The organism is Armatimonadota bacterium (assembly GCA_017303935.1).
Classification (GTDB): domain Bacteria; phylum Armatimonadota; class Fimbriimonadia; order Fimbriimonadales; family Fimbriimonadaceae; genus JAFLBD01.
On sequence record JAFLBD010000002.1, the window covers coordinates 438215 to 463442 of the forward strand.

The window sequence follows — 25228 nt, forward strand, 5'->3', positions numbered from 1 at the left end:
CAAACACGCTCCGTACCCAAGCTAATAGAACATGAACTTTGCCAAAATAAGGGGTTCAAAGAGTCTTGTCGCCATGCTTTTTCACAAGGTCCCATACGCCGCTAACTTTGTCTATCCAACATCCTTCGATTCTAAGTCAGGAAAGTTGAGCATCGGCAAACATCATATGTCTGCAAAAATCAATTCGTTTGCAAGCGATGTTTTCCATATCTCTGTGTCGGGAGAGAACATTGGAACCGAAGACAGAAACCTGGTCGCGATGAATGCGCCTGAAGGTCAGAATTCGAATTCGTGCAAGCTTGAAATCGACGCTGATTTTTCGATCCAATTGAAGGATGCTGCCGGTGAAGTTTTGCTCTCAACGCCAGCTGGATTCGGGTTTGGCGTTAGCGGATCCAATAGCGTTTTCACTTTCACTTACAGCAAGTCGATGAAGTTCTACGGCTTGGGCGAAAAGACATACGGCCGCATGGAACTGGGTCAAACCCGAAGTCGATTCTGGAATACCGACGCGCTTGGCGATTTTCATTACACGCAATGGGTAGAGCATCCGACCGATCCTTACTACGCTAGCGTGCCCTATGTGATCGTGCGGCAGGGCGAGACCTACGTGGGATTACTGCTTCACAACCCATACGAGACTTGGATCGACACCGGGACAGACCCTTCGTTCTTTGGTACTGAAGACCAGAACCGCAAAATCGTCCTAGGAGCCGAGGACGGACTCGCTTCGCTTTGGATCATTGTGGGCCCGAGCTTGCAAGAACTAACTCGCAAGCTCCAGAAACTCGTCGGTGTGACGCCCCGCCCGCCACTGTGGGCTCTCGGATATCACCAATGCCGATGGGAATACAAAGGCGAAGAGCATCTCAATTGGTTGAACAAGGAGATGAAAAAGCACAAGATTCCAAATGACGGACTCTGGCTGGACATCGACTATATGGAGGGATACCGGGTGTTCACTTATTCGGCAAGCGCGTTTCCAAATGGTGTGCGGCCGTGCCTTGCAAAGCTCAAGGAGGAAGGCCGTAAGGTTGTGCCAATCATCGATCCTGGCGTGAAGCTGGATTCGGCATTCCCGATGTACCAAGAAGGGCTCAAGGCAGGACATTTCTGTCTGAACAAGGAAGGCCAACCGTTCGTCGGATTTGTTTGGCCGGGCGAGACTGTCTTCCCCGACTTCTCTCTCAAAGCGGCGCGTGATTGGTGGGCCGGATATGCCAAGTCGTTCAAGGAGCTTGGATTCGCAGGTGCATGGGTGGACATGAACGATCCGAGCACCGGAGTTGTGGACCCATACAGCATGCTGTTCCACAACGGCAAATGGCCGCACGGTGCTTTCCGAAATCAGTACGCGCTCGGCATGCAGATGGCTACTCGGGACGGTTTCCAGCAAGCGTCGCCAAACGAGCGAATCTTCTTGCTTAGCCGAAGCGGTTACACAGGAACGTCTCGGTTTAGCGCGATTTGGACGGGCGACAACGTTTCCAATCGGTTCTATCTGAAGGGTTCGATCCCGACGACTTTGAATCTGTCCTTGAGCGGAATTCCGTTCAACGGCCCAGATGTTGGTGGGTTCATGAACGACACCAACGAACCATTGATGATCGATTGGATGAAAGCAGGGTTCCTGTTCCCATTCTTCCGCAACCATAGCGGAGGTAGCCATCGACGCCAAGAACCTTGGACTTTCTCAGCGGAAGGCCTCAAGATCATCACGCATTACACGTCGCTTAGATACAAGTTTTTGCCGTATCTCTATAATTTGTTTGTGCAGCAAAACGAGGAAGGCGATCCGATTTTGCGCCCTGTTCAGTACCACTACCCTGGTGGAGATATCCCGGACGACGTGTTCTTGGTGGGTGATTCGATTCTTCAAGCGCCGTGCTTGGAAGAGGGCAAGGGCCGCACTGCAGAACTACCTGGTGACGAGCCATGGTTCGACGCAAGGTGGGGCAAATGGGTTTCCGGGACCGTCGAGGCGATCTGCTCACCTGAAGAAACCCCACTATTCTTCAAGAATGGTGCGATCATTCCGACGCTTCCTGGAGTTCGAAGGTCAAACGAAAAGGACCTTCGAGATATTGAACTGCATGTGTTCTTGCACTCTGGAAGCGGGTCAACAACTTACGTGTTCGACGATGGCGAGAGTCTCGACTTTGAAAAGGGCAAGGAGAGCCGGTTGAAAATCAACGCAACTTCCACCAAGTCTGGAATCGAAATCAAGACCGAACTGGTGAAGAGCGGTTATGGCGATTTAACCGGACTTAAGGTGTTCGTTTACGGTGCGACCGGATCGGCAATCAAGTTCAATGGTCAGACGGTCAAACCGAAGAAGGAATCGATTGTCTGGACCGGCAAACCGATCAGCGCATTAGCATTCGTCGTTTCGTAATTCGAGGATGCCATGGGGAGTGCGGGCCAAGAATTTGAGCAGACCAGAATCTTAGTTCTTGGCCACTCTGGGCTGATTGGTAGCCACTTGGTGGAATTATGCCCAACTGCGGTGAAAATGCCGGCAGGATGGAGGATCAGTGATCAAAAAACGCTGATTTCGGTGCTTGAAAAAGCGAATCCCAGCGTTATTGTGAATGCGGTTGGCGTTTTTCGTGGCAGTGATGCCGAAATTCAGGCGATCAATGGCACTTTATCGCTGTTGGCCTGGATGAATGCCGCAGAAATCTGCCCAAATGCAAAGAAAATCTGGCTAGGTTCTGCGGCAGAGTACGGTCAAGTGCAATTTTCGCCGGTTACAGAAGATCATCCTTGCGAGCCTTTTTCTGCTTACGGGCAGGCGAAATGGATGGTGTCTAGCGCGATTTTGGAGGTCGAAGATCCAAACACGACCATCGTGCGGCCTTCAAACGTGGTCGGTCCGGGGATGAGCTCTGACCTATTGATCGGAGGATTGGTAAATTCACTTCGCTCAGGCAACACCGCAGTTACCATTAGAAATCCACACGCCAAGCGCGATTATGTCGATGCAAAAGATGTCGCTCGCGCGATCCTTGAGCTCGCAAAAATACCTGCGCCAGGAATAGTGAACGTCTGCACCCAAACCGAAGTCTCTAACCTTGAGGTGGTCGATATCTTGAGAGAGGTCACGCAGATTCCGTTCGAGGTTGAAATTGAGCAATCTGAATCTGGGAAAGTAGAAGTCAGCAGTTTTGTAGCGTCATGCGACAAATTGGCAGGGCTCACAGGATTCCGGCCAAGCATCTCTCTCCGCGAGAGCATCCAGAGGATTTGGTCGGGGGGATGAGGCTCGCGCTCCTTTCTAGCCTGGGTTCGCCTTGGTCATATGAGCTAATCGAGAACATCGCTGCGGCGGGCGCCGAAGTCCATTTGTTTCAACTCGCGCCAGAACCGGGCCAGGCCTATATCGATCCGAAATCGCCGGAGTGGCAAGCGCGGTTGGAGCGGATCGACAAAGTCGTTTCGAGGCGAGAAGTTCTGGAGCCAGGCACAGGGATCTTACGATATCCAAAGTTGGGCTGGATGCTCAGGTCGCGATTGAAGGAGTGCGATCATCTCCTCACGTTGTACGGTGGCGGACTGGCGCTGGCGGCAAAGTGCTCGGGGATCAAAAAGTACAGCGTGTTCGCTGTCGGCTCGGACATCTTACAGCAAGAAGGTACCGCGTTGAAGGTTTCTAGAGCGTGCCTCGAATCCGCCACGGCGGTGATCTGCAACGGCGACCAGCTGATGAAGTCCACGCAGGAGCTTGCGCCGCGTGCGAAGCTCTTTCAGCTTCTCATCGGCGTTAATATTGAACGATTTGCTCCCGCAGAAATCCCCAGTCAGCACCGCTTGATTTGCACCCGAGGTTTTTTGCCGATTTACAACAACCTCGATATTCTTCGAGCGCTTCCACTTTTGCCGAACGATCTGCCGAATTGGGAGATCGTGTTTGCTGCGGGAGGCGACCTGTTGCCTCAAGCTGAGTCGATCGTGGGTGGGCTTCCTGCGGAGCTCGCCTCAAAGGTGAAGTTTCTGCGTGGGATCAGCGGAGATAGCGTGGTCAAAGAACTGCAGCAGTCGACGATTTTCGTTTCAATGTCTCGAAGCGACGGAACCGCAACCTCGCTCCTTGAGGCATTGGCCTGCGGCTTGGTTCCGGTGCTCAGCGACATCCCAGCGAATCGCAATTGGGCCAACCCCGGAGCATTGGTGCCGCTGGACGACGTGGGACAGCTCGCGAAGGCGTTGGAAATGGCAATTCGGCGTCCGATCTCTGAGGACTTGCGAGTGCAAGCACGGCACCAAGTGACCTCACGCGCGAACGCAAAGGCAAACGCCAAAGAGCTTGTCAATTTGATTTCGAGCCTTTAGGCTACGCTTTGCTTGTCTTGCCGCGCCGAGGATAAGAGAGAGCGCATCCAGATATAGTCGCCCTTTTTCGGCCAAAGCTGATCACGGATAGGTGCGCGGATGAGTCTGCGCAGGAACCAACCGGCAGCTGCCCAACTTCCAACCGCCGAAAGGGCACTGGCAACCGCAACCCCGTAAAGCCCGAATTGTGAGCCGAGCGTTGGCAGGAGCCCAAGCATGAGCACCATCTCGATCGCGAGGGCACGAGTGGTCAACTGCGGTCTCTCGAGTCCGGCGAAGTAGCTGGACATGGTTCGGAGTTGGATGTGTGCAATCGCGGTCAGCACCACGATCAACGTCACATAATAGGACTCCTTGAATCCGTGACCAAAAAGAATTGGAATGAGGAAGTAGCCTCCGAGCACCAATGCGGCGGTCAACCCGGCGAGCATCAAACAGCTGAGCCTAAGCGCCTTGAGGAGGTTGCGGCCAAACTGTTCTGGATCGCTGGCGGATTTGGTCATGACCAACTGGCCCAGCGATGAATGTGGCGCGGTCAACCCTTCCACGATATTCACCGCGAGAACAAAAATCGACAAATCTCGAGGGCTGAGGTACAACGCGCCGAGTAGCGTCGCGACACGTGCGAGCCCGATATTGAGAATCACGTTTGGCCAGGATTTCCAGCCATAAACTAGCATCTCTTTTGCTAGCGATTTGTCCCATTTCAACCCGCTGAGAAATGGCGATAACTTCCAGACGAGATAGCTTAGGGAGAACACCCAAACCGAGCACTGCGCCCAGACCGCGGCGTCTGCGCCTGGCATAAATGCACGGAAAATGAAAAACGGCAAGATGAACGCGCTGCCAGTCAAAACCTGCAATATTCCAAAGGCTTTGACTTCGCCCAGAGGAATGAGCATCACGCCAAGGTTCATCGCGAGGATCACGACAGGCAAACAGGGCAAAAAGGAGTTCAGCATCGCTTGGCTGTTCGGGTGGTTGCCAAGTAATGTGGAATTGACAACTGGAACCAGAGCGTAGGCGATCCCGGTGGCAATGATTGAAGATGCCAATGCAAGGATCGCTCCAGTTGCGATCACCGTGCCACGGTCGAATTGCTTTTTGCTGGCATAAAACTGGTTCGCCGGAGCCAATCCAAAACTGAGGATTCGGCTGAGCACCACGGTGGCGTTCAACGCCGCGCCGAACGCACCGAATGCGGCCTCTACGAGCACGCGCGCCAAAACGATGCGGCTGAGTAAGGTCAGCCCCAAGTTAACGATTTGAAACGTGCTGAGTGTGAGCAGTTGCCGCAGGAACTTCATGGCGCGAATGTGCTCCTGCGAAGGACTGGCCCTGCCCATAGGTAAACCATCAAGAGAATTCCGTTGATCGCGCCGATGGTGAAACTTCCGGCTTGGATCGCGGTAAGGTTTCCGCCGACGGAGTGGACTGCAAAAAGCCACATCAAGAAACAGATGAAGAATAGTCCGCCGTCCTGGACGGATTTTGCGGTCGCTAGCCGGAACAGCCTCAAACCGACCACAGCAAGAACAAAGTACAGTGCGACGAGTCCCAAGATTCCGGTTTCAGCGAGGGCGGTAAAAGTCATCGAGTGGGCGTCGCGAAAACCGCGCCGACTGGATTCGCCGAACCCGCCATAACCCTGTCCCATCACTGGGCTTTGAGTAAACAACCGGAAGCCTTCCATGCGAAGTTGATCTCGCGCGAAGCTATCTTCGCCACCAGGTTTGAGCTTTGATACGATGCTGCTAGAGCGCGAATTTTCAGTGAGATTAAGACGCTGGAGCCAGACGGTCCCGAGTTGGTCCTTCTGTGGAAAGGCTAGAAACGCGCAAGTGCCCAGCAACACAATCCAGATCGTGGTCCGAAATCCTTTGGATATCGAATCCTTAAACACGCTGTAGATTCCGCTGACCGCGAGGATCGGCACAAACATCAATCCGGTTCGGCTGAGTCCCATGATTGCGGAGGCGAGAAGCAAGATTAGCGCGAAGGCGACCATGAGTGGGCTGATTGCTCGCGCAGCTCGCAAGGCGAATGGCCAAAGCAGGATGAGATAGGCCAAAACGAGGTTATAGTCCGAAACATTGCGGGTACCGAGAAGGCCGGTCACTCCTCCTAGTGTCATTTCTGATCCCATTCGAATGATAGCCAGCGTTCCAACTGTTAGAGTGAGGAATCCGATCAACGCAGAGGCTTCTAACTGGGCAGCAGAGAACTGGCTCGCAGCGAGTTCGCGCTTGATGAAGAAGTAGTACAGCGGCAACAATATTCCGACCGCGAGGTAGGTCACCAGCGATACAAACTGGTCAGTGGAACCCAAGATCGCTCCCGTAATTCCTATCGCATTCACCGCGATGACGAACCCCCATTCGGCGGCAGAAACCTTGACACGTTCGGCTACGTGAGTGCTGACCAAGAAGATCATGACTCCAAGATAGGGTGCGATTCGGGAGATCGAACTGGGCCCACCAGGAAGATCCCAACCGAGTCCGACTTGATACAGCTGAGTGAAAATCGGAATCAGCAGGACCAGAGGAAGTCGCAAGTGCTTTTGGCCCGGAACGAAAAGCATCGTGATCTGAAAATAGACCCAGAAAGCGATTGTATTTCGGGCTACATCTAAGGTTCCAAAGTTCAGAAGATTGATTCCAAATGCGTCCAAACACACCGCAAGAATGCCAGCCAAGCCCAGGCAAATTGCAGAGGCTTTAACGAGCTGCTTGACTGCCAATCGGCAGTCATTAGCGGAGGATTGGAGCAGTTGGAGTGGGATCATGCCGCTTTGTCGAGTCGTACATTTAGCTCCTTCAAGAGCTCTTCCTTGAGTGCTAAAACTGGATCGGGGTGCAAGCACTTTTCGACAAGTTCTTTGCGCCCTTGTGATCGAATCGAGCGATCATCAAGTGCCTTCTCGATTTCTCGAACCAGTTCTTGACGAGTTTCACAAAACACCCCGGCGTTGCTTGCCAAATAGGTTCGCTGGTGGGTGTAGTTGTAGAAACTCTTACAACTGTCGGTGTAAGGCAAGGTTCGCTCACCGTCATAAGCCACGCTGACGATTGGCAAGTCCATCGCGGCCGCGTCCAGAACGATCGTACTGGCCGTGTTGACGCACACATCGCAAGCATTGAGAACAGCGTGAAGCTGCAGCAAATCGTCTGCTGGAGGGACGGTTTGGACGCCGAAGGCTGGCTCGCCGATAGACGGCCAGACCCGGACATTGGGTAGCCGCCGCAAATCGTCGTAGTCTTCAATCTGGTCGTGCGGATGGCACCGGACAATCATTTGGACATTACAGATTTCGCCGTATTGAATTGCCGAAGCGATTTGTCGCGCAACCACTGGCTGATCAGGGAACGAAGACGTAGCCGTATTCGCAAAGAGGATCGTCTTCTTACTCGGATCAAGCCCAAGCCGAATGAGATACGAATCTCGCTCCCACTCGGATGGCAATGGGTTGCTGAAAGCCTGCAACCGTGGTATGCCGACAATCGGGATTTCCCAGTGAGGATATTCGGGATAAAGCTTGAGCATTTCGCTCTGCATTGCCTTGTTCCACACGTACACCGCATCAAATTTCGTGAACAAAACACCCTTGCTGGAAAGATTATCCCAGCTCGGAATCATGGTCACGACGCGAATTCCGAGTGTCTTTGCCCATTTGACCAAAGCGTCTTCGCGGTAATCCACAGGGTTTGTGCAAAACAGAACGTCCGGAAGGTGATCGAGGATCAAAGACGCAGGCTCTGTCTCGGAATATCGAAGCCGTGAGAACTTCTCGAACAGGGATTTCCCAAAGCCGGTCCCCGCAATCAGCGAAAAGAGAGTGCTTCCGATTTTTTGCACCAAGGTTCGTCGACCCCGCTTGCTTGATTTCAGAATCTTCTCGGTGGCTAGTCCGTGCTTTTCGAAAAGCAGCGACTTTTGCGATTGGCGGACCATTCGGAGGAGCCAACCTTCCTTATACATCGGAATCGGTTGCCAGTCCACTTCGGACAATCCCAATTCTGTGCACAGTTTCTTCAGGTGCACGATTCGATGCTGGGCGGTCAGTCCGATTACATGGACGTGCGGCGTGATCTCGGCCAGCAAACCGCTATGAATCAGGTTCTTGATGCTCCAATGATTCGGAAAAGTGATGGCGATGGTCGGTTTATCGCTCATGCAGCCACCTTGAGCGATTGTGCCGCTCGCTTCCAATCTTCTGGAGTATCGATGCTGAGAGACTCGCTCTCCGGAATCTCCATCGCAAAGCACTTCTTGCCATAAAAGCTGCGTTGTTCGGTGAGCACCGATCTCCGCGTGAGATATACCGTTCCCTCGCGAACATAGGCTTGAGGTGCATCTTGTCGCCGGGTGATCTTCTCACCGGACTCCATGAATGGCGTCAAATATCCGTCTTCAATCTTCATGACGTAATGAGGGCAGTGGGTCTTGGGCAATGCCACAACTGAAACCACGCTGTCGTTGTTCCCAAGCAGAGCGGTGGCTAGTTGTAGGTGGTTCACAGTTCGCAGTGGGCTGGTCGGCTGGAGAAGCATCACTGCCTGCGGGGAATATCCTTCGCTGTCCAGGTGGGCCAGCGCATGATTGACAACTTCGATCATCGGTGCCTCATCCGTGCACAAATGTGGTGGACGGACAAACGGCACTTCGAGCCCGATTTTTTGGGCAGTGGCCATCACTTCAAAATCATCGGTAGAAACGATGATTCGATCCAAAACTCCAGATTCCTGAGCGATCTTGAATGTTCTCTCAACGAGGCTCATATTGCCGAGCATCCGAGAGTTCTTCTTAGGAACTCCCTTGCTGCCTGATCGCGCAGGAATGATGCCCAGAATCTTCATCGAGAGTTTTGCACCTTCCGAATCTCATTCAAATGGCTTTCAACCCAATCCTGGCGAGGAAGCGAAAACGGTCTTGGATCCACTGGTCGGCAGACATAGGCGACGTGGAGGTGGTCCGCGCTGTAGCTCTTTCGAATCCACTCGAATCCGTGCGATAAGAACAGAGCCTCTGCGGTTTGCTCGGTCAATGAGAAAACGTGGTCGATCTTGACGGCTTCTTCCACCGAGTTGTTGCGCAAGTATGCGGCGCGGAAATCGACAATGTCGACGAGGAACAGCCCGTTTGGCGAGATCACTTCGCGCAGTTTGCTGAGGGTCTTTTGAACGTCCAGAAGATGATCGATGGTCTGGAAGAGTCCGATGACATCGTAGGTTTGACCCAGGTGATCCCACTCTTCGACGAACCCCGTGATCGTCTCCAGGTTATAGCGATCTGCTTCAGCAATCTCTGCTGGCGCGGGATCAATAATCGTCGGTTTCAGGCCAAACGCCTTCTGGAATTCGATGGCCACAATCCCCGTCGATCCGCCGACATCGAGCAGAGTCTGATGCCCGGGCGTGATAAACGGTCTCGCGAATTCGATATAGCTTTCCGCGTAAGAAACTTGCTCGCCTTGGATCGACTTAGCGTCGATCAATCGGCCGTGATAGGCGCTGACCAACGGACGATAGGTGTTGATGTAAAAATCGGTGTATGCCTCGCTCGTCATTGGCGGATTGAGGCGGGTCAACCCACAATTTGCGCACGTGGTTGCCTTTGCAGGGAACCCGTATCTGTCGCGCTGGGTGATTACGACCCACCGGTCCGATCCGCAGAGGTTGCAGTTCTGCATCGGCTGCTTGGGTTGGGCCGAGTAGTCGAATTGGAGCGATTCAATTCGCTCAAACTTTGTTGAAGGGTGTAGGGTGCTCATGCTGCGAGGGGTTCCTTTTCTGTCACGTACGAAAGTTGCTTTTGAGAGTAGAGGGGCGCCTTGAGAAGCGCTTCGACGAATGGCGCCGACACGTTGCCATCGCCGTAGAGATCAGAGGCCGAATATCGACCATGTTGAAGTTGTTGCTGGATTGCCGAGCAGACTGCGTCGGTTGTCGGTGGCACATGGGCGACGTGCTCACTGCGCTCACGACCGGCCTGACGGTTACCGACGAGCACGACGGGGGTACCAAAGTAGCTGGCATCCCGTACGAAGCTGCTGGAATTCCCGACTGCGAGACTTGCTCCGGCAAGGACCTTTAAGTAGGTTTCAGGTTCAAAATTGGTAACGATTCGAAGCCAGTTCTCCGTGTTATGTTGCTCGCGGAACCGCCGAATCGCTTTGCTAATGTGGTCGCTGCCAGCATCAATATTTGGCCAGAGCAAGACCGTAGGAAGGCCGGAAGATTGAAGTCCTACCATCACGGCTTGCATTTGCGCGGCTTCGCCACCGAACTCCGTCGTGGTCGGGTGAAACACGCTCAAAGCATAAGGCTGTGTGGTGTCTATCGATGCGCCACTTCCGAATCGGTTGATTTCATCATCATTTAGCGCGAATTCAAACTGCTTGGCGAGATCGCTTGAGGGGCATCCGATTCCGAGGATCGATTCCGGTTTTTCACCCATTTGCACGAGATAATCCGCGGCCCTGCGCGTACTTGGCAGGTGATAGTGGGCAAATTTGGTGATCGCGTGGCGGGCGGATTCGTCGATTGAACCGCTCACCTCACCTCCTTGAACGTGAACCAATGTCAGATTCATGTAGGCGGCAGAGATTGCCACCGCGAGCGCTTCATATCGGTCGCCGATCATCAGCACCATTTCGGGTTGAATTCTGGCGAGCTCGTTGCTAAACTCGATGATGCCCATTCCAACCGACTTCGCCATCGTGGCAGGTGTGGAACCTTCGAGCTCCATGTAAACACGGCCGTCGATCGTAAACCCGTCTTCTTGCAAGACTTTGGTGGCATTGCCGAATCTCTCGAGCACCATGGTGCCGCCGCAGATCAAGCTGAACTCAACATCCGGGTGATCGCGAAGGACTTCGAGCACTGGCTTGAGCCGGCCGTAGTTCGCGCGGTCTACTAGTACGGCACAAATGCGTCGTTTAAGCAACGTGCTTTTCCTCCAAAAAGGTGTCTGCTCGTAGGGCCAGCTTGAGCTTTTTCCCGACGAATTCGGGAAGGCGGTGAGCAGGAATCCCGGTTCCAGGCTTCTTTTCGATCAAATCTTCGAGGGTGAGGACATCGCCCTTCTTTAGATTCCGGCGCACCACAACCGACTTGGTAAAGAGTCCGCGCATCGCCGAAAATTCCTCGGCTAGCTCATCCTTTTCAACTGGATTCGCGTTCATTGCTTCGATCTCGCGCACACCTTCGATCATCAGCTTGAGTTCGTCTGGAGTGAGCGATGCGACGGTGTCCGGGCCGAACGCCTGCTTGTGCATCGCCAGATGAACTTCAATCACTGAAACCCCTAACGTGGCAGCGGCGAGAGACGAGAAGATCTTTCCCGTGTGGTCACTCAGCCCGACTTTGCAACCGAACCTTTGGCGCATCTCTTTGATGACATTGAGCCCAACTTTCTCGGGTGGTGTCGGATACGCGCTGGTGCATTGGAACAGGGTCAAATCTGCACCTGTTGCGCTAATTCTTTGGACTACGTTCTGGATATCGGTCCACCCGATCATGCCGGTGCTCACCCAGAATGGGAGATCGACCTGGGACATGGCATCGAGCATCGCGTTCGAAAACACTTCGCCGCTTGCCACCTTCCAAGCTGGCATTTCAAAATCCTTGAGAATTTCGACAGCCTTGACGCTAAATGGGCTGCAAAGGAACTGAATTCCAACCTTTTGGCAATGCTCGTAAAGGCCTTCCCATTGGTCAGGAGTGAATTCCATTCGCTTCCAATAGTCGTATCGGCATTCATCTTGGAGCGAGAATTTGATGCGCCAAGGTTCTTGCGGCGTGCTTTCTTCTGCCGCAAAGTGCATTTGAAACTTGACTACGTCCGCGCCACTTTCTGCGGCGAGATCGATGAAAGCGTGGGCCGTTCCCAGGGAGCCATCGTGCGCCTGGGCTACTTCTGCGACAATTAAGCTGCGTTCTGCCATGAGTCTTCCTTGAGTTCTGGGTTTGATTTGCGTCGGTTGCGCTTCGGACCGGAGAGTGAGATCAGGCTCGCGAGAGCAATTCCGAGAACTGCACCGGCGGCGGGTGTGCGGACGAGGCGCTTGTTAACCGGTTTGTCTTCGACAAAAGCAGGAGACAAAACGCTCCATTGAATCTTCTCGACGTCAGCGGCGAGCTTGGCCTCTTCAAACATCATTCGGGTGCGAAGCAGGTTCTTTTGCGCGGCCTTGAGCTGGCGGAATTCATCCGTAAATTGAGTGCTGTTCGCAGGAGCGTTAGAGGTTATTGCTCGCTGATTGCCCAGCTTGACAGTCAGCTGATTGATCTCTGAATCCAGGTTTGCGATCTGTCGTTGCAGACCTTCGTTAACCGATTGTTTGGCGCGACTGAGTTCGCGGCTGTACAGTCGATTGATAGAATTCAAATCTTCTTGCAGTTGGACCAGCTCTGGCGCCTCAGGACCCAATACTGCCTTGGCTTGTTGGAGCTTTGACTCGAGTTCTGCGCGCTGCGAGCGGAGCTTTTCGAGCTCGCCCGATTTTGGTAGCTCGGCATCGCTGAGAGAGCTGTTCAACCGCTTGGCAAGACCGGAGCGCTGAATCCGCTTTGCACTGAGTTCCGATTCTAGCCGTGTCACTTCTGCGAGTTCGCTGGAGTACTGGCCAGCAGAAGTGATAGTGACTTTCGAGTTTGCAAGAAACTTTGAGTATCGAATCGCAGCCAATTCAGCTTCGGATTGCTTCGATTCAAGCGCTTCGCCAATCTGTTTGGCACGGGTTGAGGCAACGGTGACGCTGGCTTCGCGTTCGTAGATTTTCGCTAGTTCGACCGCGCGCCGAGACATCTTCGTCGCTAGTTCGGGATTGGTGGAGTCAACCGTGACCACGATCTGATTTGAGATCGGGTCTTGTCGAGCGAAGTACATCTTCTCGATGGTTTTGGAATCTAAATTGAATTCTTTGCCCAGTTGTTGCCGAACCGCTTGGCTATCGAACACGCCATGGAGCAAGCTCAAGGGCGTAGCGATGTTTCCGGACATCAAGATTGCAGCAGCGCTGGATTGATCTGGCGAAGCGGCGAGCAGCACTTCGGTGCGGGCTCTCCAAAGTGGAGCTGAAGTCCAAGTGATCGCAAACGCAATCGCGCCGCCGATCAGTCCCCCTGCTAACACCACAGGCCATCGACGCATGAGTCGATGACCTGTAGTTTCTGCTTGTTCTCCCGAGTGCATTCCCTAAATAAATCCGTAGGCAGGTTGCCTAGTAGATTTATCGGGAAGATCGATCGCGAAATGGAGGGCGAACTTCAGAAGAATTGTTAGGTTTTTCAGTTGGCTGACTTAATGTGGTGTCTGAAAGATAGTCTTTTCGCCACTTCACGCCCCGAACGACTTCGGCTTCATAAGCACTAGCTTCTGCCAAAGTATTCAGCTTGTACTTTCGAATCACGTTTGTGAGCACCGTCGTCAAGTTGCCAAAGGTGCCAGTGTTGACCTTCCGGTCCATCAAGGTTGCCATTCCAGCTTCTGACTTGATGAACTCCTTGACCTTAGCCGTGTAAAGCTTGCCGTCCACAGTGACCAAGACTTGGTCGTCTGCCGGATAGTACAGCGCCTTTGCGACCCGAAGCTGGGCCAGCCGGTTCGGAACGCTGACTCTGCCCGCTCGCTGGAACACGGCGATCAGTCGCTTGTCCTGAATAATCTGTGCTGCGGCGTTCGAACCAAACGTGGATTCTCCCGTATCGAGGTTCAAAGCGATCAATTCGCCCTTTGGAGTCACGTCGATTCCGCGACTCTTGAAATCGTTGTCGTAGGCAGCGGGATCGTTTTGCTTTTGCGACAGGAGCACTTGACCGAGGCTCCCTGCGCCTCCGGAGAGGCATGCAAACTGGATGAATCCAACGCTGACAAATCCGGTGTCGTAAGTGTTCACGCTATCAAATCCACCTTCTAGGATCGAGACAGCAGTGAAGACTTTGCGTTCACTTTCACTAATCCCTGCGGAGACCAGCAGCTTCTGGATTTCGTTGGACGGCATGTTGCGCATGGCCTGGCCGCCATCCATCACGCCTTCCCTAAATCGGTAGTAGGCGAACTTTGCACGCATGTTCGGGTTGTCTTCAAACTCGTGCTTGCAATCCGGGAAGATGATCAAGTGTCGCTGAGGGGTGACGACTTCTGCAAATTCGGGCGGATTTGGCATGATTTGGACCAAGTCAGCCGGAATCGGTCCTGGATCCTGTGCGAATTCGGGCACGGGTTGGGCAAGACCTTGAATCTCTTGGTTGCGGGATTGGGCTACTTGAGCGCAATTCGCCCGGTCAAACTTGATCTTTCCTTCGACCCAAGCGTCCCACCGAGTCTTCATTTCGGCAGTGACGGTGATGTTCGTGGCTGGGGCGACCTTGCCTCTTCCCACGTTTCGTTCGTAGTTCCAAATCCATTTTGAGGCTTCCGGGTTCAATCGGACTTGCCAGTAACCGACTTTCGAGGCGTTCGCTGGTGCGCCAACAACGTACGTAACCGTGTCTGCCCAGTAGCGCCGAATGCCCAGAGCGGCGGATTCAGAGAATCCTTTCCGCGCTTTAGCTTCGCTGATACTTGGGATACCAGACAACAGCGCAAGGGCAAGAGTCGAGATCCCGAATGTGAACTTCAATTGAGCCAACCTCATAGTAAGAGCATTGGCTCAATATTAGCGGAAATTCATCCAAGAGTGCTAATTTTGCTGGGATTTAGGCTCGAATCAATGGAAGATGCTCGAACTTTCCAGCCAGCACTTTCTGGCTATCGCCGCCCATCCAGCTATCGAGCGCCGTAGCGTAAACCTGCCTAAAGTCAACCGCAAACTGGACGTCGCCATCATTTAGATTCTGCAAGTCTGGGATCGGGCCATAGAATCCGCCCTTGACCGGCTTGCCCACCACGAACATCGGAGCCGCGGCACCATGGTCGGTTCCCATGCTGGCATTTTCGTAACTTCGTCGGCCAAATTCGGAGAAGACGAGCACGACAACTTTGTCCGCTTTGCCGATCGCTTCCATTTCTCGCATGAATGCGAGCAAGGAGTCGCCAAATCCTTTCATCAGATTCTGGTGAGACTCTGCTTGTTTGGCGTGGGTGTCGAATCCGCCTGCGCTAAAGTACAGCACTCTCGTCGCTGGGGAAGTCGCGATAAGCTGCGATATCTGCTTGAATCCTGCGCCAAAGGCACCATCAGGATAAATCTGCTTTGGTGAGAAGGTTTTGAGCTTATCGCGCAATGTGGCCATCGCGTCCAGTGCGGATTTGTTGGCCGCTTGGACCACGCCCTCACCGCCAGAAGCAGCAGAGCCTTGAATCTCCCGAAGCATTTTCTCGACATCTGGATCACCGACCATCGACTGGATATCGGCGAGAGACGCAAAGCATGGGATCGAAACATCATCTGCTTGAAGTGCTCGCGGCTTGTCGGTCGAAAGCCCCAATGCGTAAACCGGGTTGAGCGCGCCCTTTTCGCTCATGAGGTCGAGGTGGCGACCAATCCAGCCGTAAGGAAGCGCGGTCTCTGGCGATGCCGATTGCCAGATTTCCATGCTCTTGAAATGGCTTCGATTCGGGCGGGGATAACCACAACCGTTCACAACGGCGACTTTGCCTTCTTTATAGAGGGTCTCAAGGCCAGTCAGCGCTGGGTGAAGTCCCATCTTGTCCGAGATTCGAAGGACCTTGTCAGCAGGAATTCCGAGCGTCGGTCGAAGCGTGTAGTAGCGCGGATCGGTGTAGGGAATGACGGTGTTCAGACCATCGTTTCCGCCCGAAAGTTGGCACACCACGAGGATGCCATCCGGGTCGATATTCTTGCCTTGTGCGGTTCGAATAACATCGGACTTTGCAATCGCGCTCAACCACGCGGGCGCGGCCAGTCCTACCGCAATCATCGTGCCCTTTTTCAGCACATCTCGTCTTGACATCGAGTCGCTCATAATTTGATCCTCGCTAGAACTTATCTTATATCGAAACTGTTGTGAATAGTGACGGATGCCTAGGACCGAAGTTCACTGGTATAACCCAAGAAACAATTTTGAACCGCCTCACCCAGTCTATTTTTGCTTCGTTGGTGCTGACCGCACTCACGATGGGAGTCTTTTCAGCCGCACAGTCTGTTGGCCCGGAGAGTGTTGTGCGCCGCTGGATTCGCGCCGTTCAATCAGGTGATGCTTCGTCGGCGTCGGTGCTGATCAACCAACCGCTTCAATCGCAATATTCCGGTTGGCTGATCGACGCTGCCGCTACGTTGCCAGCGGGATCATCTACACGTTTGGTGAGTAAGCAACGAAGCGGATCGCTGGTGATCTTGACCACCGAGCACCGAGTGAATCCGACCATGGCGGCGGCACGGTATTGGGTGCTCCAGCGAGAAGGCGGAAAATGGCGGATTGACCCCCAACGCACTTACCAATTTGTCGACCAAGCCGTACGTATGCCTTGATAGGTCACAATAGAAGCGCTCGAAGTTATGCAAAATCGCTCGCGAATTCGAAATGGAAGAGCTAATCCCATCGTGGTGTTGGGTTTGGCTGGTCTTTTGGTCATCGGCGGATTCCTGCTATTCAATCAAGAATCGCCGGATTCGGCGGGTGCGAAGTTCATGTTTGCTCTTGCCAAAGGTGACTCGGCCAAGCTGACTGATCTCAGTTACATCAGCGGTGCATCGAAAGAGGATATCAAGAAGCAATGGGATTACGCTACGAAGGTGGCGGCGCCTCATTATCTGTTCGCGTTTCGCCTGAATGGGTCCAGCCAGTCGAGCCCGGATGAAGCTTCGGTTAAGGTGATGATGTTCCGCAACGTCGGCGATCCCGGTTCATACGAAGAGAAGTTTGAACTTCCGATGGTGCGAAAAGAAGGTCGTTGGCTGGTCGACGTCGCAGGCATCAATCGTGGGCTTTATCCGGCGCTGCCCAGATAACCGCGCCTGACTATGATTTTTCGCATTGAATCTCCAGGGGCGCACTCGGTTTCGTTTGCCAGCGACCTTTTTGGATGGGATCGACCCAGGCCGATGAAGCGTGCCGGGGATCACTGGGAGCTCTCGGTGGATCTCCCAGACGATTCCCGCGTTGAATATCAATTCGTGGTGGATGGACATTGGACGCTTGATCCGACGCATGACACCCACGTCAGTAACGGCATCGGGGGATTCAATAGCGTTTTTGAAGGCAAGGCATACCGATACGATTGCCCCAACGACACTCCAAAGCAAACCATCCTTCGTTATGCGCGGCAAGTCGCTGGGCACGCGGATGCGCGAACCATCACGGTTTTTGCCCCGGAATCCGCCAAACAGGACCTGCCGATTTTCATTTATGCCGATGGCGGCGATTACGAGACTTTCTGCAAACCGCAGAACATCTTTGCAAATCTCGGACTAGAAGTGGCCACGGTTCTTGTGCCGCCTTGCAACCGAATGTCGGAGTATTGGAAGTCGAGCGCTCCATACGAGGAGTACATCGTTCACGACGTCCTTCCTGCGGTCAGAAACCTCGTTCGGAAGGCGTCCAAGGCGCCACAAGACGTCTATGTTGGCGGCGCGAGCCTCGGAGGATTGATTAGCATGCGAATCGCCCAGCGCTATCCGGACATTGTTCAAGGTGGAGTACACAGTCAGTCCGGAGCTTTTTGGGCTTCGCCAGGGGTCTTGGCGATTTCTGCGCTCAAACGGCTGCATCCAGACCTTAAGCTCTTTTTTGATTGGGGACGATTTGAGGGTGTTTTGACCGTCTCGAACGACCGAATGACGGATGCGCTCCGACGGTTGGAGAAGCCTCACGGAGTGGCGATTTCGAACGAGGGCCACAACTGGACGGCTTGGCGAGCGAGATTTGCGGCCGGCGCAAACTATTTGTGCTCGGATAACTCTAAGAAATCGCTTTAGGTTTGCCAATCATTTCAATAACCCACGATTTTTGCGGGGTTGGCAAACGATATGAAACGATCTCTCATCGCCCTTTCAATGGTGTCGGCACTCGCGTGCGCTCAAACTCTGGGCCAGGCCAATGTGTTTCGATTTAAGCCCGGCGATGGATTGAAGGTCGTTGTTCTCGGATTCTCCGAGTATCAGGGCGACTATGTGGTTCTCAGCGACGGAACTGTGAGCGGAATCGGATTTGGCAACCTCAAGCTCGAAGGATTGACGATTTCTCAAGCTCAGGACCAGATCACAACGCGGATGAAGCGCTATGTCCGAGATCCCAAAGTCTCCATTGTCATCACCCAAGAACGTCAACAGGCGGTCTTTGTGGTCCGAGGTGACGGTGATGCTTCCGCTTCAACATCTGGTGGCGGTGGATACCCGTTCCAGCCTAACCTCGAACTTCGACAAGTCATCGCGATGAGCAAAATGCCATCGCCGCTCGACATGTTTGAAACTCGAATCTATCGGCAAGGCAAACAGGTTGCCACAGTTGATTTGGCAAAACTCATGAAGGGCGACGGTGCCCAATGGAATGGCCCAATGCAACCCGGCGATTTGGTGACGATTATGCCTGTCCCACTTGTGCGCGTTTGGGTGCTCGGACTGGTTCGATCACCGGGCGAAAAGCGCATCCGTTCGGGCGCAGATATTTTCCAAGCGATCGCTAGCGCGGGAGAAATCACCGCTGAGCCTTCAGTTTTTGATGAAATCGAAATCACCGTTCGACGCGGTCCAGAGAACTACACCTTTGCGCCGAGAAGAGATTTTGGCAACAACGAGTTCATGCTCCAAGACGGCGATACGGTCGTCGTTCAGCCTCCACAGCGCCTGAAAGTTTCGGTGAGCGGTTATGTGGCGAAGCCCGGAGATTTTGGCGTTCGCGAAGGAACGACCCTTCCCCAACTTGTTGGCGCAACCGCTGGTGGCGTCACTCAAGATGGAACGGGGGAAGGCGTGCTGATTTTCAGAAATGGTGAAGTGTTGGTAGGCAACGCAAACCCAAGCCCAACTGAACCGGGCATGCCGATTTTGAACGGCGATTCGGTTTATGTTTTGCGCAATGAGCGCGGATTTTATGTGATGGGCAAAGTCATAAAGCCAGGGCTTGTGCCGATGATTGACGGCAGAAATTACCGATTGATCGACGCGATTGGCGCCTCTGGAGGGCTCGATCCATCCGGCTCGTTGCACCGAGTCACCTTGATGACTAACGAAGGCGGCAAACTGGTGGCCAAGGAATACCATTTGGACAAATTTGTCAAAGATGGTGACTTGAGCCAAAACCCAGCCCTCAAAGATGACGACGTTGTTTTTGTCGGCACACCTAAGGGAATCACGTTGCAAGGTGTCAGCCAAGCACTCAGCGGCGCGCTAGTCGTCGAATCTTTACTAAGGCGATAACAACGCCGCATTTGCTTCGCGGGCCATAATCACCATATATGAGCGTGGTGGTTCTGGATGCGCAGGCGATGAAACGGACTTTGGGCCGTTTGGCGCACGAGATTTTGGAGGCCAATGGAGGCGGCCAGAACTTGGTAGTGCTCGGAATCCTGAAAAAAGGTTGGCCGGTCGCCAAGCGTCTCGCCTTTCTGATGGCGCAGATCGAAGACAGCCCGATATCTCACGGGAAACTCGATATTTCGGGCGCGCGCGACGACCGCGAATCCTCCGATCAAAACCAAAGCGAAGTCCCGTTTTCGATCACTGGAAAGAACGTCGTCTTGGTGGACGAAGTGATTTACACCGGTCGCACGATCCGGGCGGCGCTCAACGAAATGCTCAAATATGGTCGTCCGGCCAGCGTCAAATTGGCAGTATTGATCGATCGTGGCCATCGCGAACTGCCGATCCAGCCTGATTACTGCGGCAAGTCGATCGTCACTGCGCCAAACGACTTTATCGAGATGAAACTTGCAGAATTTGACGGCGAAGACGCCGTGATTCATTATTCGGAAGGAGAGAGAGCATGAGTCGAAATCTAACCAGCATTCGAAACCTCAAGCAAAGCGAGATTCAAGACTTGCTGAAGCTTGCGGCAGAGTTCAAAAAGGGCATCAATCACGACACGCCGATGAAGTCACACGGCAACAAGGTGATCGGCCTTCTGTTCTTTGAAAACAGCACGCGAACACGGGTTAGCTTCGAGCAAGCGGCAAACTACCTTGGCTACCGCGTGAGCAGTTTTGCCGCGCAAAGCTCATCGCTTTCGAAAGGGGAAACGCTGAAAGATACGCTGCTGACACTCAAAGGCGAGCGATTGGATGCCTTGGTGATGCGTCATCGTTCCAGCGGCTCGGCGAATCTTGCGGCTCGATTCTTTGGAGGCCCGATCGTCAACGCAGGTGATGGCGAGCACGAGCACCCCACGCAAGCTCTCGGCGATGCATTGACCATCCTGGAAAAGAAACGACATTTTCAGGGTCTCAAAGTCGCCATCGTGGGTGATATCTTGCACTCGCGGGTCGCTCGTTCGAACGCTTGGCTCCTCAGCAAAATGGGTGCTGAATTGCACTTTGTTGGCCCCAAGATGCTGATGCCAACCGATGGTGGAAGGCTTCCAGGTGCGATCCACCACGATCTTCTCGCTGGAATCGAAGGCGCCGACGTGATCATGTGCTTACGCCTACAAAAGGAACGGATGTCAGACGGACTGCTGAGCTCTGTCGGTGAATTCCGCCGGATGTACCAAGTCAATCGAGAAACTCTAAAGGTGGCCAAAGATGATTGTCTGGTAATGCACCCAGGCCCGCTTAATCGTGGAATTGAGCTGGATGACTTTGCCGCAGACGGACCGAATTCGGTCATCCACCGGCAAGTCGAAAATGGAATTTTTGTTCGCATGGCGGCCTTGCACTGGGTGTTTGAAGGCAACGGAGAATCGAAATGAAAATCATTCTGAAAAACGGTCGAATCCTTGACCCTTCGCAAGAACTCGACGTGATCGGCAACGTGATCATCGAGGACGAGGTCGTTGTCGAAGTTGGTTCAGACGTCGAGGTTGAAGAAGACGCTGACGAAATCATCGACTGCACGGGCCTTTGGATCACGCCAGGTTTGGTGGACATGCACGTCCACCTCCGAGAGCCGGGCGAAGAGCAAAAAGAGACGATCGCAACCGCGACTCAGGCAGCTGCCGCAGGGGGATTTACCACCGTTTGTTGCATGCCAAACACCAATCCGCCGCTCGATAACGCGGCGCTGATTGACTTCATCCTAGATCGCGCTGCGAGTCCATTGGCTGGAGGCGTCTTTGTGGCTCCAGTCGGATCGCTCACCGAAGGCAATCGTGGGGACCGCATTTCGAATCTTGAAGCGATGCGAAAGGCCGGAATTGTCGCCGCTAGCGATGAAGGGTGTGCGACACAGAACTCCAAGGTGATGAACCGGGCGATGGAGTACTGCAACCAGCTCGATCTTCCGATCTTGGCCCACTGCGAAGACTACACGCTCAGCGATGGCGGAGTGATGAATGAAGGCGCAGTGAGTGCCATGCTCGGACTCAAGGGGATGCCGCGCAGCGCCGAAGAAGTCATGGTGATGCGAAATTGCCTCCTCTCGCTCCACACTGGGTGCCAGGTTCACATCATGCGGGTTTCGACCTGGGGCGCCGTCGAGATGATTCGCCAAGCCAAATATCTGGGCGCGCGCGTGACGTGTGAAACTTGTCCGCAGTACCTTTGCCTCACCGAAGAGATGATGGCGGACTTCGCACCTGAATTCAAAACGACTCCGCCGCTTCGAACTCAAGTCGATATTGATCTTCTGATGCAAGCCTTGGCCGATGGGACAATCGATGTAATCGCAAGCGACCACTCGCCACACGCGGACTATGAGGTTCAGGTTCCGTTTGATGAAGCACCGTTTGGGATGGCCGGGTTGGAATCTTGCTTGAGCGTGACGCTGACCCATGTGACCCATTCGGGAGTGCTTTCGCCGCTAGAAACCATTCGCAAGCTTTCTACGGCACCTGCGAAGATTTTGCGGTTGGATGCCGGCACCCTTCGCCCTGGGGACAGCCCTGTAGCGCAGGTGACATTGATTGATCCCGAGCTGAAGTGGAAGTTTGACGTTCAAAAGACCTTTAGCAAAGGGAAGAACACCCCATTCAACGGCATGGAATTGAAGGGCAAAGCCGTACTAACCATTTCGGGAAGCGAAATCTACCGCGATGCGTCCTTTGACAATGCTCGAGTAACCTCCATCAATTGACCACAAATAATAACGAAAAAATAGTCGAAAAAGCGAATCGCTCCACTCCGGGGTTTGCGCTTTTTTCGACTATTTTTATTGTTATTTTGCTATTTTTCGCGAGTTTTTTGGTGATGTCGGACGATGTCCCGCCGGACCCAAACAATCCGTCTCTCAATGAAAATAATTCGCTGGAAATTGTTGAGAAAAATATCAAGCGAGGTTATTTTCAACTTTACACGCGGCAATTGGCCCATGAAATATCCGTCGAAAATCGCGACAAAATGTTCGTGAAATTCGCGCGCGAACAAGCTACGTATCTACGACCAGTGGCAGGAACAGAGGTCGCCTACCGAGTTGGTGAAGTGTTCCGCACGGCGCAGTTGTGGCGAGAAGCGGAGATTGCTTTTCGGCGAAGCCTGAAGGAATATGGCACCGATCCGGATCGGCGCGTGAACGATAGCCTGCGGCTTGCACTCTGTCTTGCAAAGCAGGGAAACCCAACCGATGCGATTACCTTGACTAAGGGTACTTTTTCGGCACCCCCAGGAAACAAGCCTCCGATTTTGCTTGCCGTGTATTTGGAAATTGCGCCGGCATTAGAAGGCCAAGTTCCAAATAGGGAAATTGCAACGCTCATTCGAGAAGCGGTTCAACAACATCGATTGGCAGTGGTGGTGCGAGAATCTGAGGCCGGACAACAGTTCGAAATGGTGCGAGATTTTCACATCAACAAAGCTCTCCGGTATGCGGACAAGCTAGACCCAAAACCGGTTGCTGAGACCGGAGATTCGGTCGCAAGCGAGAGCAAAATCGGAAACGAGCGGCCCTGATCCGATCGCGCACAATTCTGTAATTGCGCGCGCCCATCCCCAAATTCTGTTCGGATCGAGTTCACATTGGATTGCAATCTGCTCAATTGCTTGCCCCAGATCGATATCAGTGGGTTGTGGAATCGGGTTTCGAAGAATTGCCGCCGCTTCCATGCAAGGGTCGGCCACGAGCCCCTTTGGGTCAATCACAACGGTTTCTCGCCCGTCGAAAAGGATGTTGTAGTGGTGCAAATCGCCATGTACTGCACAGACCTCCTTCGTGGTGTCCAACATTTTGGTCAGGAACGGATTACGGAGTTCCTCATCACTAAAGAATGAGTGCGCCTCTGCTAACCCATCGAAGTTGCCAATCTCTCTGAACCGGTTCGCGTGGGAACAGAAAACAGTGATCGCCTCTTCGGTAGGAAGAGACGATATGTCCGTTCCTGGCCTGATTCGCGGCATCAGAATCGCTCCATCCTGTTGATCTTCGATGGCAATGACGCCGTGCCCTTGTGCCAGCGTCAGGAATCTCGTTCCAGAGTCGGCTTCCTCGCCAAGCAGAACCACCTTGATCACGTGATTTTCACCAGCAGAAATCACCAGGCTCGTCGACGCGCCAGGGAGGTAATCTCCCAGCGCTAAATCGTGCTTGGACGCCAAGTATTCTGCGGATTTTCGCCCTGATTCTATGGCGCGAATAAATTCGCTTTCCGAACTAAAATTGCTCCGCAGAAGTTCTAACGGGTCAGCCATTGGCGAGCTTGTCGCGAACCTTAATGAATGCTTTTAGTGCAAATTCAAGGTCGTCTTGGCTGTGCGCCGCACTCGGCATTGTTCGGAGTCTAGCCTTGCCCAACCCAACCGTTGGATACACGATGCTCAGTGCATAAACGCCTTCGTCCCATAGCATGCGTTCCATCAGCTGGGCTTTGCCTTCATCGCCCACATAGACTGGCGTGATCGGGGTTTCGCTGCCCATCGTATCAAATCCGTTTTGCGCCAAGTTCTCCTTCCACCATTTGGTGTTTGCCCACAATTTTTGCATCGGCTCAGGATCATTTTCCATGACATCCAGTGCAGCGATCAGGGCGGCTGCGACCATCGGAGGGTGCGCAGTAGAGAAGAGGTACGGCCTTCCTCGATTGATCAACCATTCTTTGAGCGGGGCAGAACCAGCGATGTATCCACCCACTACTCCAAGAGCCTTACTGAGCGTGCCGAGTTGAATGTCCACGCGACCATAGAGGTCAAAATGTGACGCCGTACCGGCACCATTTTTCCCCAAAACTCCGCTAGCATGAGCGTCATCCACCATCACGAATGCGTTGTACTTTTCTGCCAACTCGACGATCTTGGGAAGAGGTGCGATATCTCCGTCCATGCTAAAGACACCATCCGTAATGATCATTCGTTTCTCGAACGATTGTGTCTTACTGAGGATCTCTTCAAGGTGCGCCATGTCTTTGTGGTTGTAAACAAACCCTTCAGACTTCTTATATTTCGCAGGCGAGAGTCGAACGCCATCAATAATGGAGGCGTGATTAAGCTCGTCACTGATGACCACATCTTTGTTGGTCAGGACGGCTGGAATACACCCTGAATTCGCCGTAAATCCACCAGTGAAGACCAGCACCGCATCAACTTTCTTGAATTTCGCTAAGCGTTGCTCGAGCTCATCGTGAACGCCCATCGTGCCGCCGATCCATCGCACAGCTCCTGCCCCGACGCCCCACTTTTCGATGGCATCTAGTGCGGCCTGTCGAACGGCGGGGTGGTTTGCAAGTCCAAGATAGTTGTTCGAGGACAAATTGACGACCGATTTCCCGTCCATTGTCACCCGCCCACCAGCTGGCGATTCCAGAATTCGCGGCTTCTTATAAAGATTTTGCGACTTGAGTGATTCAATTTCAGTTTGGAGCCACGCGGTGAGCGACGTATTCATAGCGTAAGTTTAACTGATTCACTGAGGGTC

At 53.3% G+C, this 25228-nt stretch carries 23 protein-coding genes; 11 read left to right on the forward strand and 12 right to left on the reverse strand.

All coding sequences use genetic code 11. The features are described 5' to 3' along the window. Positions 1 to 73: 73 nt before the first annotated feature. Genes J0L72_06670 through J0L72_06680 form a run of 3 tightly spaced genes read left to right on the forward strand, consistent with a single transcriptional unit; the run spans position 74 to position 4332 of the window. Positions 74 to 2395, forward strand: coding sequence for a hypothetical protein (locus tag J0L72_06670; GenBank protein ID MBN8690462.1), 2322 nt, complete (start codon positions 74 to 76; stop codon positions 2393 to 2395). A gap of 12 nt (positions 2396 to 2407) precedes the next feature. Then, positions 2408 to 3262 (forward strand): NAD(P)-dependent oxidoreductase, encoded by an 855-nt coding sequence (locus tag J0L72_06675; GenBank protein ID MBN8690463.1) that lies wholly within the window; start codon positions 2408 to 2410, stop codon positions 3260 to 3262. Further along, positions 3259 to 4332: a glycosyltransferase family 4 protein gene (locus J0L72_06680; protein MBN8690464.1), complete on the forward strand. Its 1074-nt coding sequence runs from the start codon at positions 3259 to 3261 to the stop codon at positions 4330 to 4332. Before J0L72_06675 ends, J0L72_06680 begins: the two co-directional genes overlap by 4 nt. Here J0L72_06680 and J0L72_06685 read toward each other — a convergent pair. The 10 genes from J0L72_06685 to J0L72_06730 form a co-directional block, all read right to left on the reverse strand. Further along, a complete protein-coding gene (locus J0L72_06685; GenBank protein ID MBN8690465.1) occupies positions 4329 to 5639 on the reverse strand; it encodes a polysaccharide biosynthesis C-terminal domain-containing protein in 1311 nt (436 codons plus the stop codon). The genes J0L72_06680 and J0L72_06685 overlap by 4 nt on opposite strands. After that, complete coding sequence (locus J0L72_06690; protein ID MBN8690466.1) at positions 5636 to 7117, reverse strand: O-antigen ligase family protein; 1482 nt, start codon at positions 7115 to 7117, stop codon at positions 5636 to 5638. The genes J0L72_06685 and J0L72_06690 overlap by 4 nt, the downstream gene beginning before the upstream one ends. Then, positions 7114 to 8505 carry a hypothetical protein gene (locus J0L72_06695; GenBank protein ID MBN8690467.1) on the reverse strand — a complete coding sequence of 464 codons (1392 nt, stop codon included), beginning with the start codon at positions 8503 to 8505 and terminating at the stop codon, positions 7114 to 7116. The genes J0L72_06690 and J0L72_06695 overlap by 4 nt, the downstream gene beginning before the upstream one ends. Next, positions 8502 to 9188 (reverse strand): acylneuraminate cytidylyltransferase family protein, encoded by a 687-nt coding sequence (locus J0L72_06700; GenBank protein MBN8690468.1) that lies wholly within the window; start codon positions 9186 to 9188, stop codon positions 8502 to 8504. The genes J0L72_06695 and J0L72_06700 overlap by 4 nt, the downstream gene beginning before the upstream one ends. Continuing rightward, positions 9185 to 10102: a class I SAM-dependent methyltransferase gene (locus tag J0L72_06705; GenBank protein MBN8690469.1), complete on the reverse strand. Its 918-nt coding sequence runs from the start codon at positions 10100 to 10102 to the stop codon at positions 9185 to 9187. Before J0L72_06705 ends, J0L72_06700 begins: the two co-directional genes overlap by 4 nt. Next, entirely contained in the window at positions 10099 to 11277 is a 1179-nt protein-coding gene (neuC, locus tag J0L72_06710) for a UDP-N-acetylglucosamine 2-epimerase (hydrolyzing) (protein MBN8690470.1), read from the reverse strand. Before neuC ends, J0L72_06705 begins: the two co-directional genes overlap by 4 nt. Continuing rightward, on the reverse strand, positions 11270 to 12277 hold the full coding sequence (locus tag J0L72_06715) for an N-acetylneuraminate synthase family protein (protein ID MBN8690471.1): 1008 nt from the start codon (positions 12275 to 12277) through the stop codon (positions 11270 to 11272). The genes neuC and J0L72_06715 overlap by 8 nt, the downstream gene beginning before the upstream one ends. Then, the gene (locus J0L72_06720; protein MBN8690472.1) at positions 12259 to 13485 is read right to left on the reverse strand and encodes a hypothetical protein; all 1227 of its coding nucleotides are present in this window, start codon (positions 13483 to 13485) and stop codon (positions 12259 to 12261) included. Before J0L72_06720 ends, J0L72_06715 begins: the two co-directional genes overlap by 19 nt. A 79-nt stretch (positions 13486 to 13564) precedes the next feature. Continuing rightward, positions 13565 to 14956, reverse strand: a complete 1392-nt coding sequence (locus J0L72_06725) for a hypothetical protein (GenBank protein MBN8690473.1) — start codon at positions 14954 to 14956, stop codon at positions 13565 to 13567. Between the two features lie 76 nt (positions 14957 to 15032). Next, the gene (locus J0L72_06730; GenBank protein MBN8690474.1) at positions 15033 to 16262 is read right to left on the reverse strand and encodes a DUF1501 domain-containing protein; all 1230 of its coding nucleotides are present in this window, start codon (positions 16260 to 16262) and stop codon (positions 15033 to 15035) included. Between the two features lie 98 nt (positions 16263 to 16360). On the opposite strand from J0L72_06730, the gene J0L72_06735 reads away from it, so the two are divergent. From J0L72_06735 to J0L72_06770, 8 genes are all read left to right on the forward strand, one after another. Next, a complete protein-coding gene (locus J0L72_06735; protein ID MBN8690475.1) occupies positions 16361 to 16768 on the forward strand; it encodes a hypothetical protein in 408 nt (135 codons plus the stop codon). Positions 16769 to 16795: 27 nt separating this feature from the next. Beyond that, positions 16796 to 17248, forward strand: a complete 453-nt coding sequence (locus tag J0L72_06740; GenBank protein MBN8690476.1) for a hypothetical protein — start codon at positions 16796 to 16798, stop codon at positions 17246 to 17248. 12 nt (positions 17249 to 17260) lie between these two features. Further along, positions 17261 to 18214: a hypothetical protein gene (locus tag J0L72_06745; GenBank protein ID MBN8690477.1), complete on the forward strand. Its 954-nt coding sequence runs from the start codon at positions 17261 to 17263 to the stop codon at positions 18212 to 18214. Between the two features lie 51 nt (positions 18215 to 18265). Beyond that, positions 18266 to 19654, forward strand: a complete 1389-nt coding sequence (locus J0L72_06750) for a polysaccharide biosynthesis/export family protein (GenBank protein MBN8690478.1) — start codon at positions 18266 to 18268, stop codon at positions 19652 to 19654. 38 nt (positions 19655 to 19692) lie between these two features. Beyond that, a complete protein-coding gene (gene pyrR / locus J0L72_06755; protein MBN8690479.1) occupies positions 19693 to 20223 on the forward strand; it encodes a bifunctional pyr operon transcriptional regulator/uracil phosphoribosyltransferase PyrR in 531 nt (176 codons plus the stop codon). Next, positions 20220 to 21140, forward strand: a complete 921-nt coding sequence (locus J0L72_06760) for an aspartate carbamoyltransferase catalytic subunit (GenBank protein MBN8690480.1) — start codon at positions 20220 to 20222, stop codon at positions 21138 to 21140. The genes pyrR and J0L72_06760 overlap by 4 nt, the downstream gene beginning before the upstream one ends. After that, entirely contained in the window at positions 21137 to 22462 is a 1326-nt protein-coding gene (locus J0L72_06765) for a dihydroorotase (GenBank protein ID MBN8690481.1), read from the forward strand. The genes J0L72_06760 and J0L72_06765 overlap by 4 nt, the downstream gene beginning before the upstream one ends. 269 nt (positions 22463 to 22731) lie before the next feature. Beyond that, complete coding sequence (locus J0L72_06770) at positions 22732 to 23274, forward strand: hypothetical protein (protein MBN8690482.1); 543 nt, start codon at positions 22732 to 22734, stop codon at positions 23272 to 23274. Here J0L72_06770 and J0L72_06775 read toward each other — a convergent pair. Then, positions 23200 to 24009 carry a phosphotransferase gene (locus tag J0L72_06775; protein ID MBN8690483.1) on the reverse strand — a complete coding sequence of 270 codons (810 nt, stop codon included), beginning with the start codon at positions 24007 to 24009 and terminating at the stop codon, positions 23200 to 23202. The two genes, J0L72_06770 and J0L72_06775, sit on opposite strands and share 75 nt — an antisense overlap. Further along, the gene (locus J0L72_06780) at positions 24002 to 25198 is read right to left on the reverse strand and encodes a glycine C-acetyltransferase (GenBank protein MBN8690484.1); all 1197 of its coding nucleotides are present in this window, start codon (positions 25196 to 25198) and stop codon (positions 24002 to 24004) included. The genes J0L72_06775 and J0L72_06780 overlap by 8 nt, the downstream gene beginning before the upstream one ends. Positions 25199 to 25228 lie beyond the last annotated feature (30 nt).

What these genes read in the sequence shown, in the direction of transcription:
- J0L72_06690 (MBN8690466.1), bottom strand. Translation starts at nt 7,117, where the DNA reads ATGATCCCACTCCAACTGCTCCAATCCTCCGCTAATGACTGCCGATTG.
- J0L72_06675 (MBN8690463.1), top strand. Translation starts at nt 2,408, where the DNA reads ATGGGGAGTGCGGGCCAAGAATTTGAGCAGACCAGAATCTTAGTTCTT.
- J0L72_06750 (MBN8690478.1), top strand. Translation starts at nt 18,266, where the DNA reads ATGAAACGATCTCTCATCGCCCTTTCAATGGTGTCGGCACTCGCGTGC.
- J0L72_06715 (MBN8690471.1), bottom strand. Translation starts at nt 12,277, where the DNA reads ATGGCAGAACGCAGCTTAATTGTCGCAGAAGTAGCCCAGGCGCACGAT.
- J0L72_06720 (MBN8690472.1), bottom strand. Translation starts at nt 13,485, where the DNA reads ATGCGTCGATGGCCTGTGGTGTTAGCAGGGGGACTGATCGGCGGCGCG.
- J0L72_06695 (MBN8690467.1), bottom strand. Translation starts at nt 8,505, where the DNA reads ATGAGCGATAAACCGACCATCGCCATCACTTTTCCGAATCATTGGAGC.
- J0L72_06765 (MBN8690481.1), top strand. Translation starts at nt 21,137, where the DNA reads ATGAAAATCATTCTGAAAAACGGTCGAATCCTTGACCCTTCGCAAGAA.
- J0L72_06775 (MBN8690483.1), bottom strand. Translation starts at nt 24,009, where the DNA reads ATGGCTGACCCGTTAGAACTTCTGCGGAGCAATTTTAGTTCGGAAAGC.
- J0L72_06685 (MBN8690465.1), bottom strand. Translation starts at nt 5,639, where the DNA reads ATGAAGTTCCTGCGGCAACTGCTCACACTCAGCACGTTTCAAATCGTT.
- J0L72_06680 (MBN8690464.1), top strand. Translation starts at nt 3,259, where the DNA reads ATGAGGCTCGCGCTCCTTTCTAGCCTGGGTTCGCCTTGGTCATATGAG.
- J0L72_06740 (MBN8690476.1), top strand. Translation starts at nt 16,796, where the DNA reads ATGCAAAATCGCTCGCGAATTCGAAATGGAAGAGCTAATCCCATCGTG.
- J0L72_06730 (MBN8690474.1), bottom strand. Translation starts at nt 16,262, where the DNA reads ATGAGCGACTCGATGTCAAGACGAGATGTGCTGAAAAAGGGCACGATG.
- J0L72_06700 (MBN8690468.1), bottom strand. Translation starts at nt 9,188, where the DNA reads ATGAAGATTCTGGGCATCATTCCTGCGCGATCAGGCAGCAAGGGAGTT.
- J0L72_06760 (MBN8690480.1), top strand. Translation starts at nt 20,220, where the DNA reads ATGAGTCGAAATCTAACCAGCATTCGAAACCTCAAGCAAAGCGAGATT.
- J0L72_06745 (MBN8690477.1), top strand. Translation starts at nt 17,261, where the DNA reads ATGATTTTTCGCATTGAATCTCCAGGGGCGCACTCGGTTTCGTTTGCC.
- pyrR (MBN8690479.1), top strand. Translation starts at nt 19,693, where the DNA reads ATGAGCGTGGTGGTTCTGGATGCGCAGGCGATGAAACGGACTTTGGGC.
- J0L72_06670 (MBN8690462.1), top strand. Translation starts at nt 74, where the DNA reads ATGCTTTTTCACAAGGTCCCATACGCCGCTAACTTTGTCTATCCAACA.
- J0L72_06705 (MBN8690469.1), bottom strand. Translation starts at nt 10,102, where the DNA reads ATGAGCACCCTACACCCTTCAACAAAGTTTGAGCGAATTGAATCGCTC.
- J0L72_06780 (MBN8690484.1), bottom strand. Translation starts at nt 25,198, where the DNA reads ATGAATACGTCGCTCACCGCGTGGCTCCAAACTGAAATTGAATCACTC.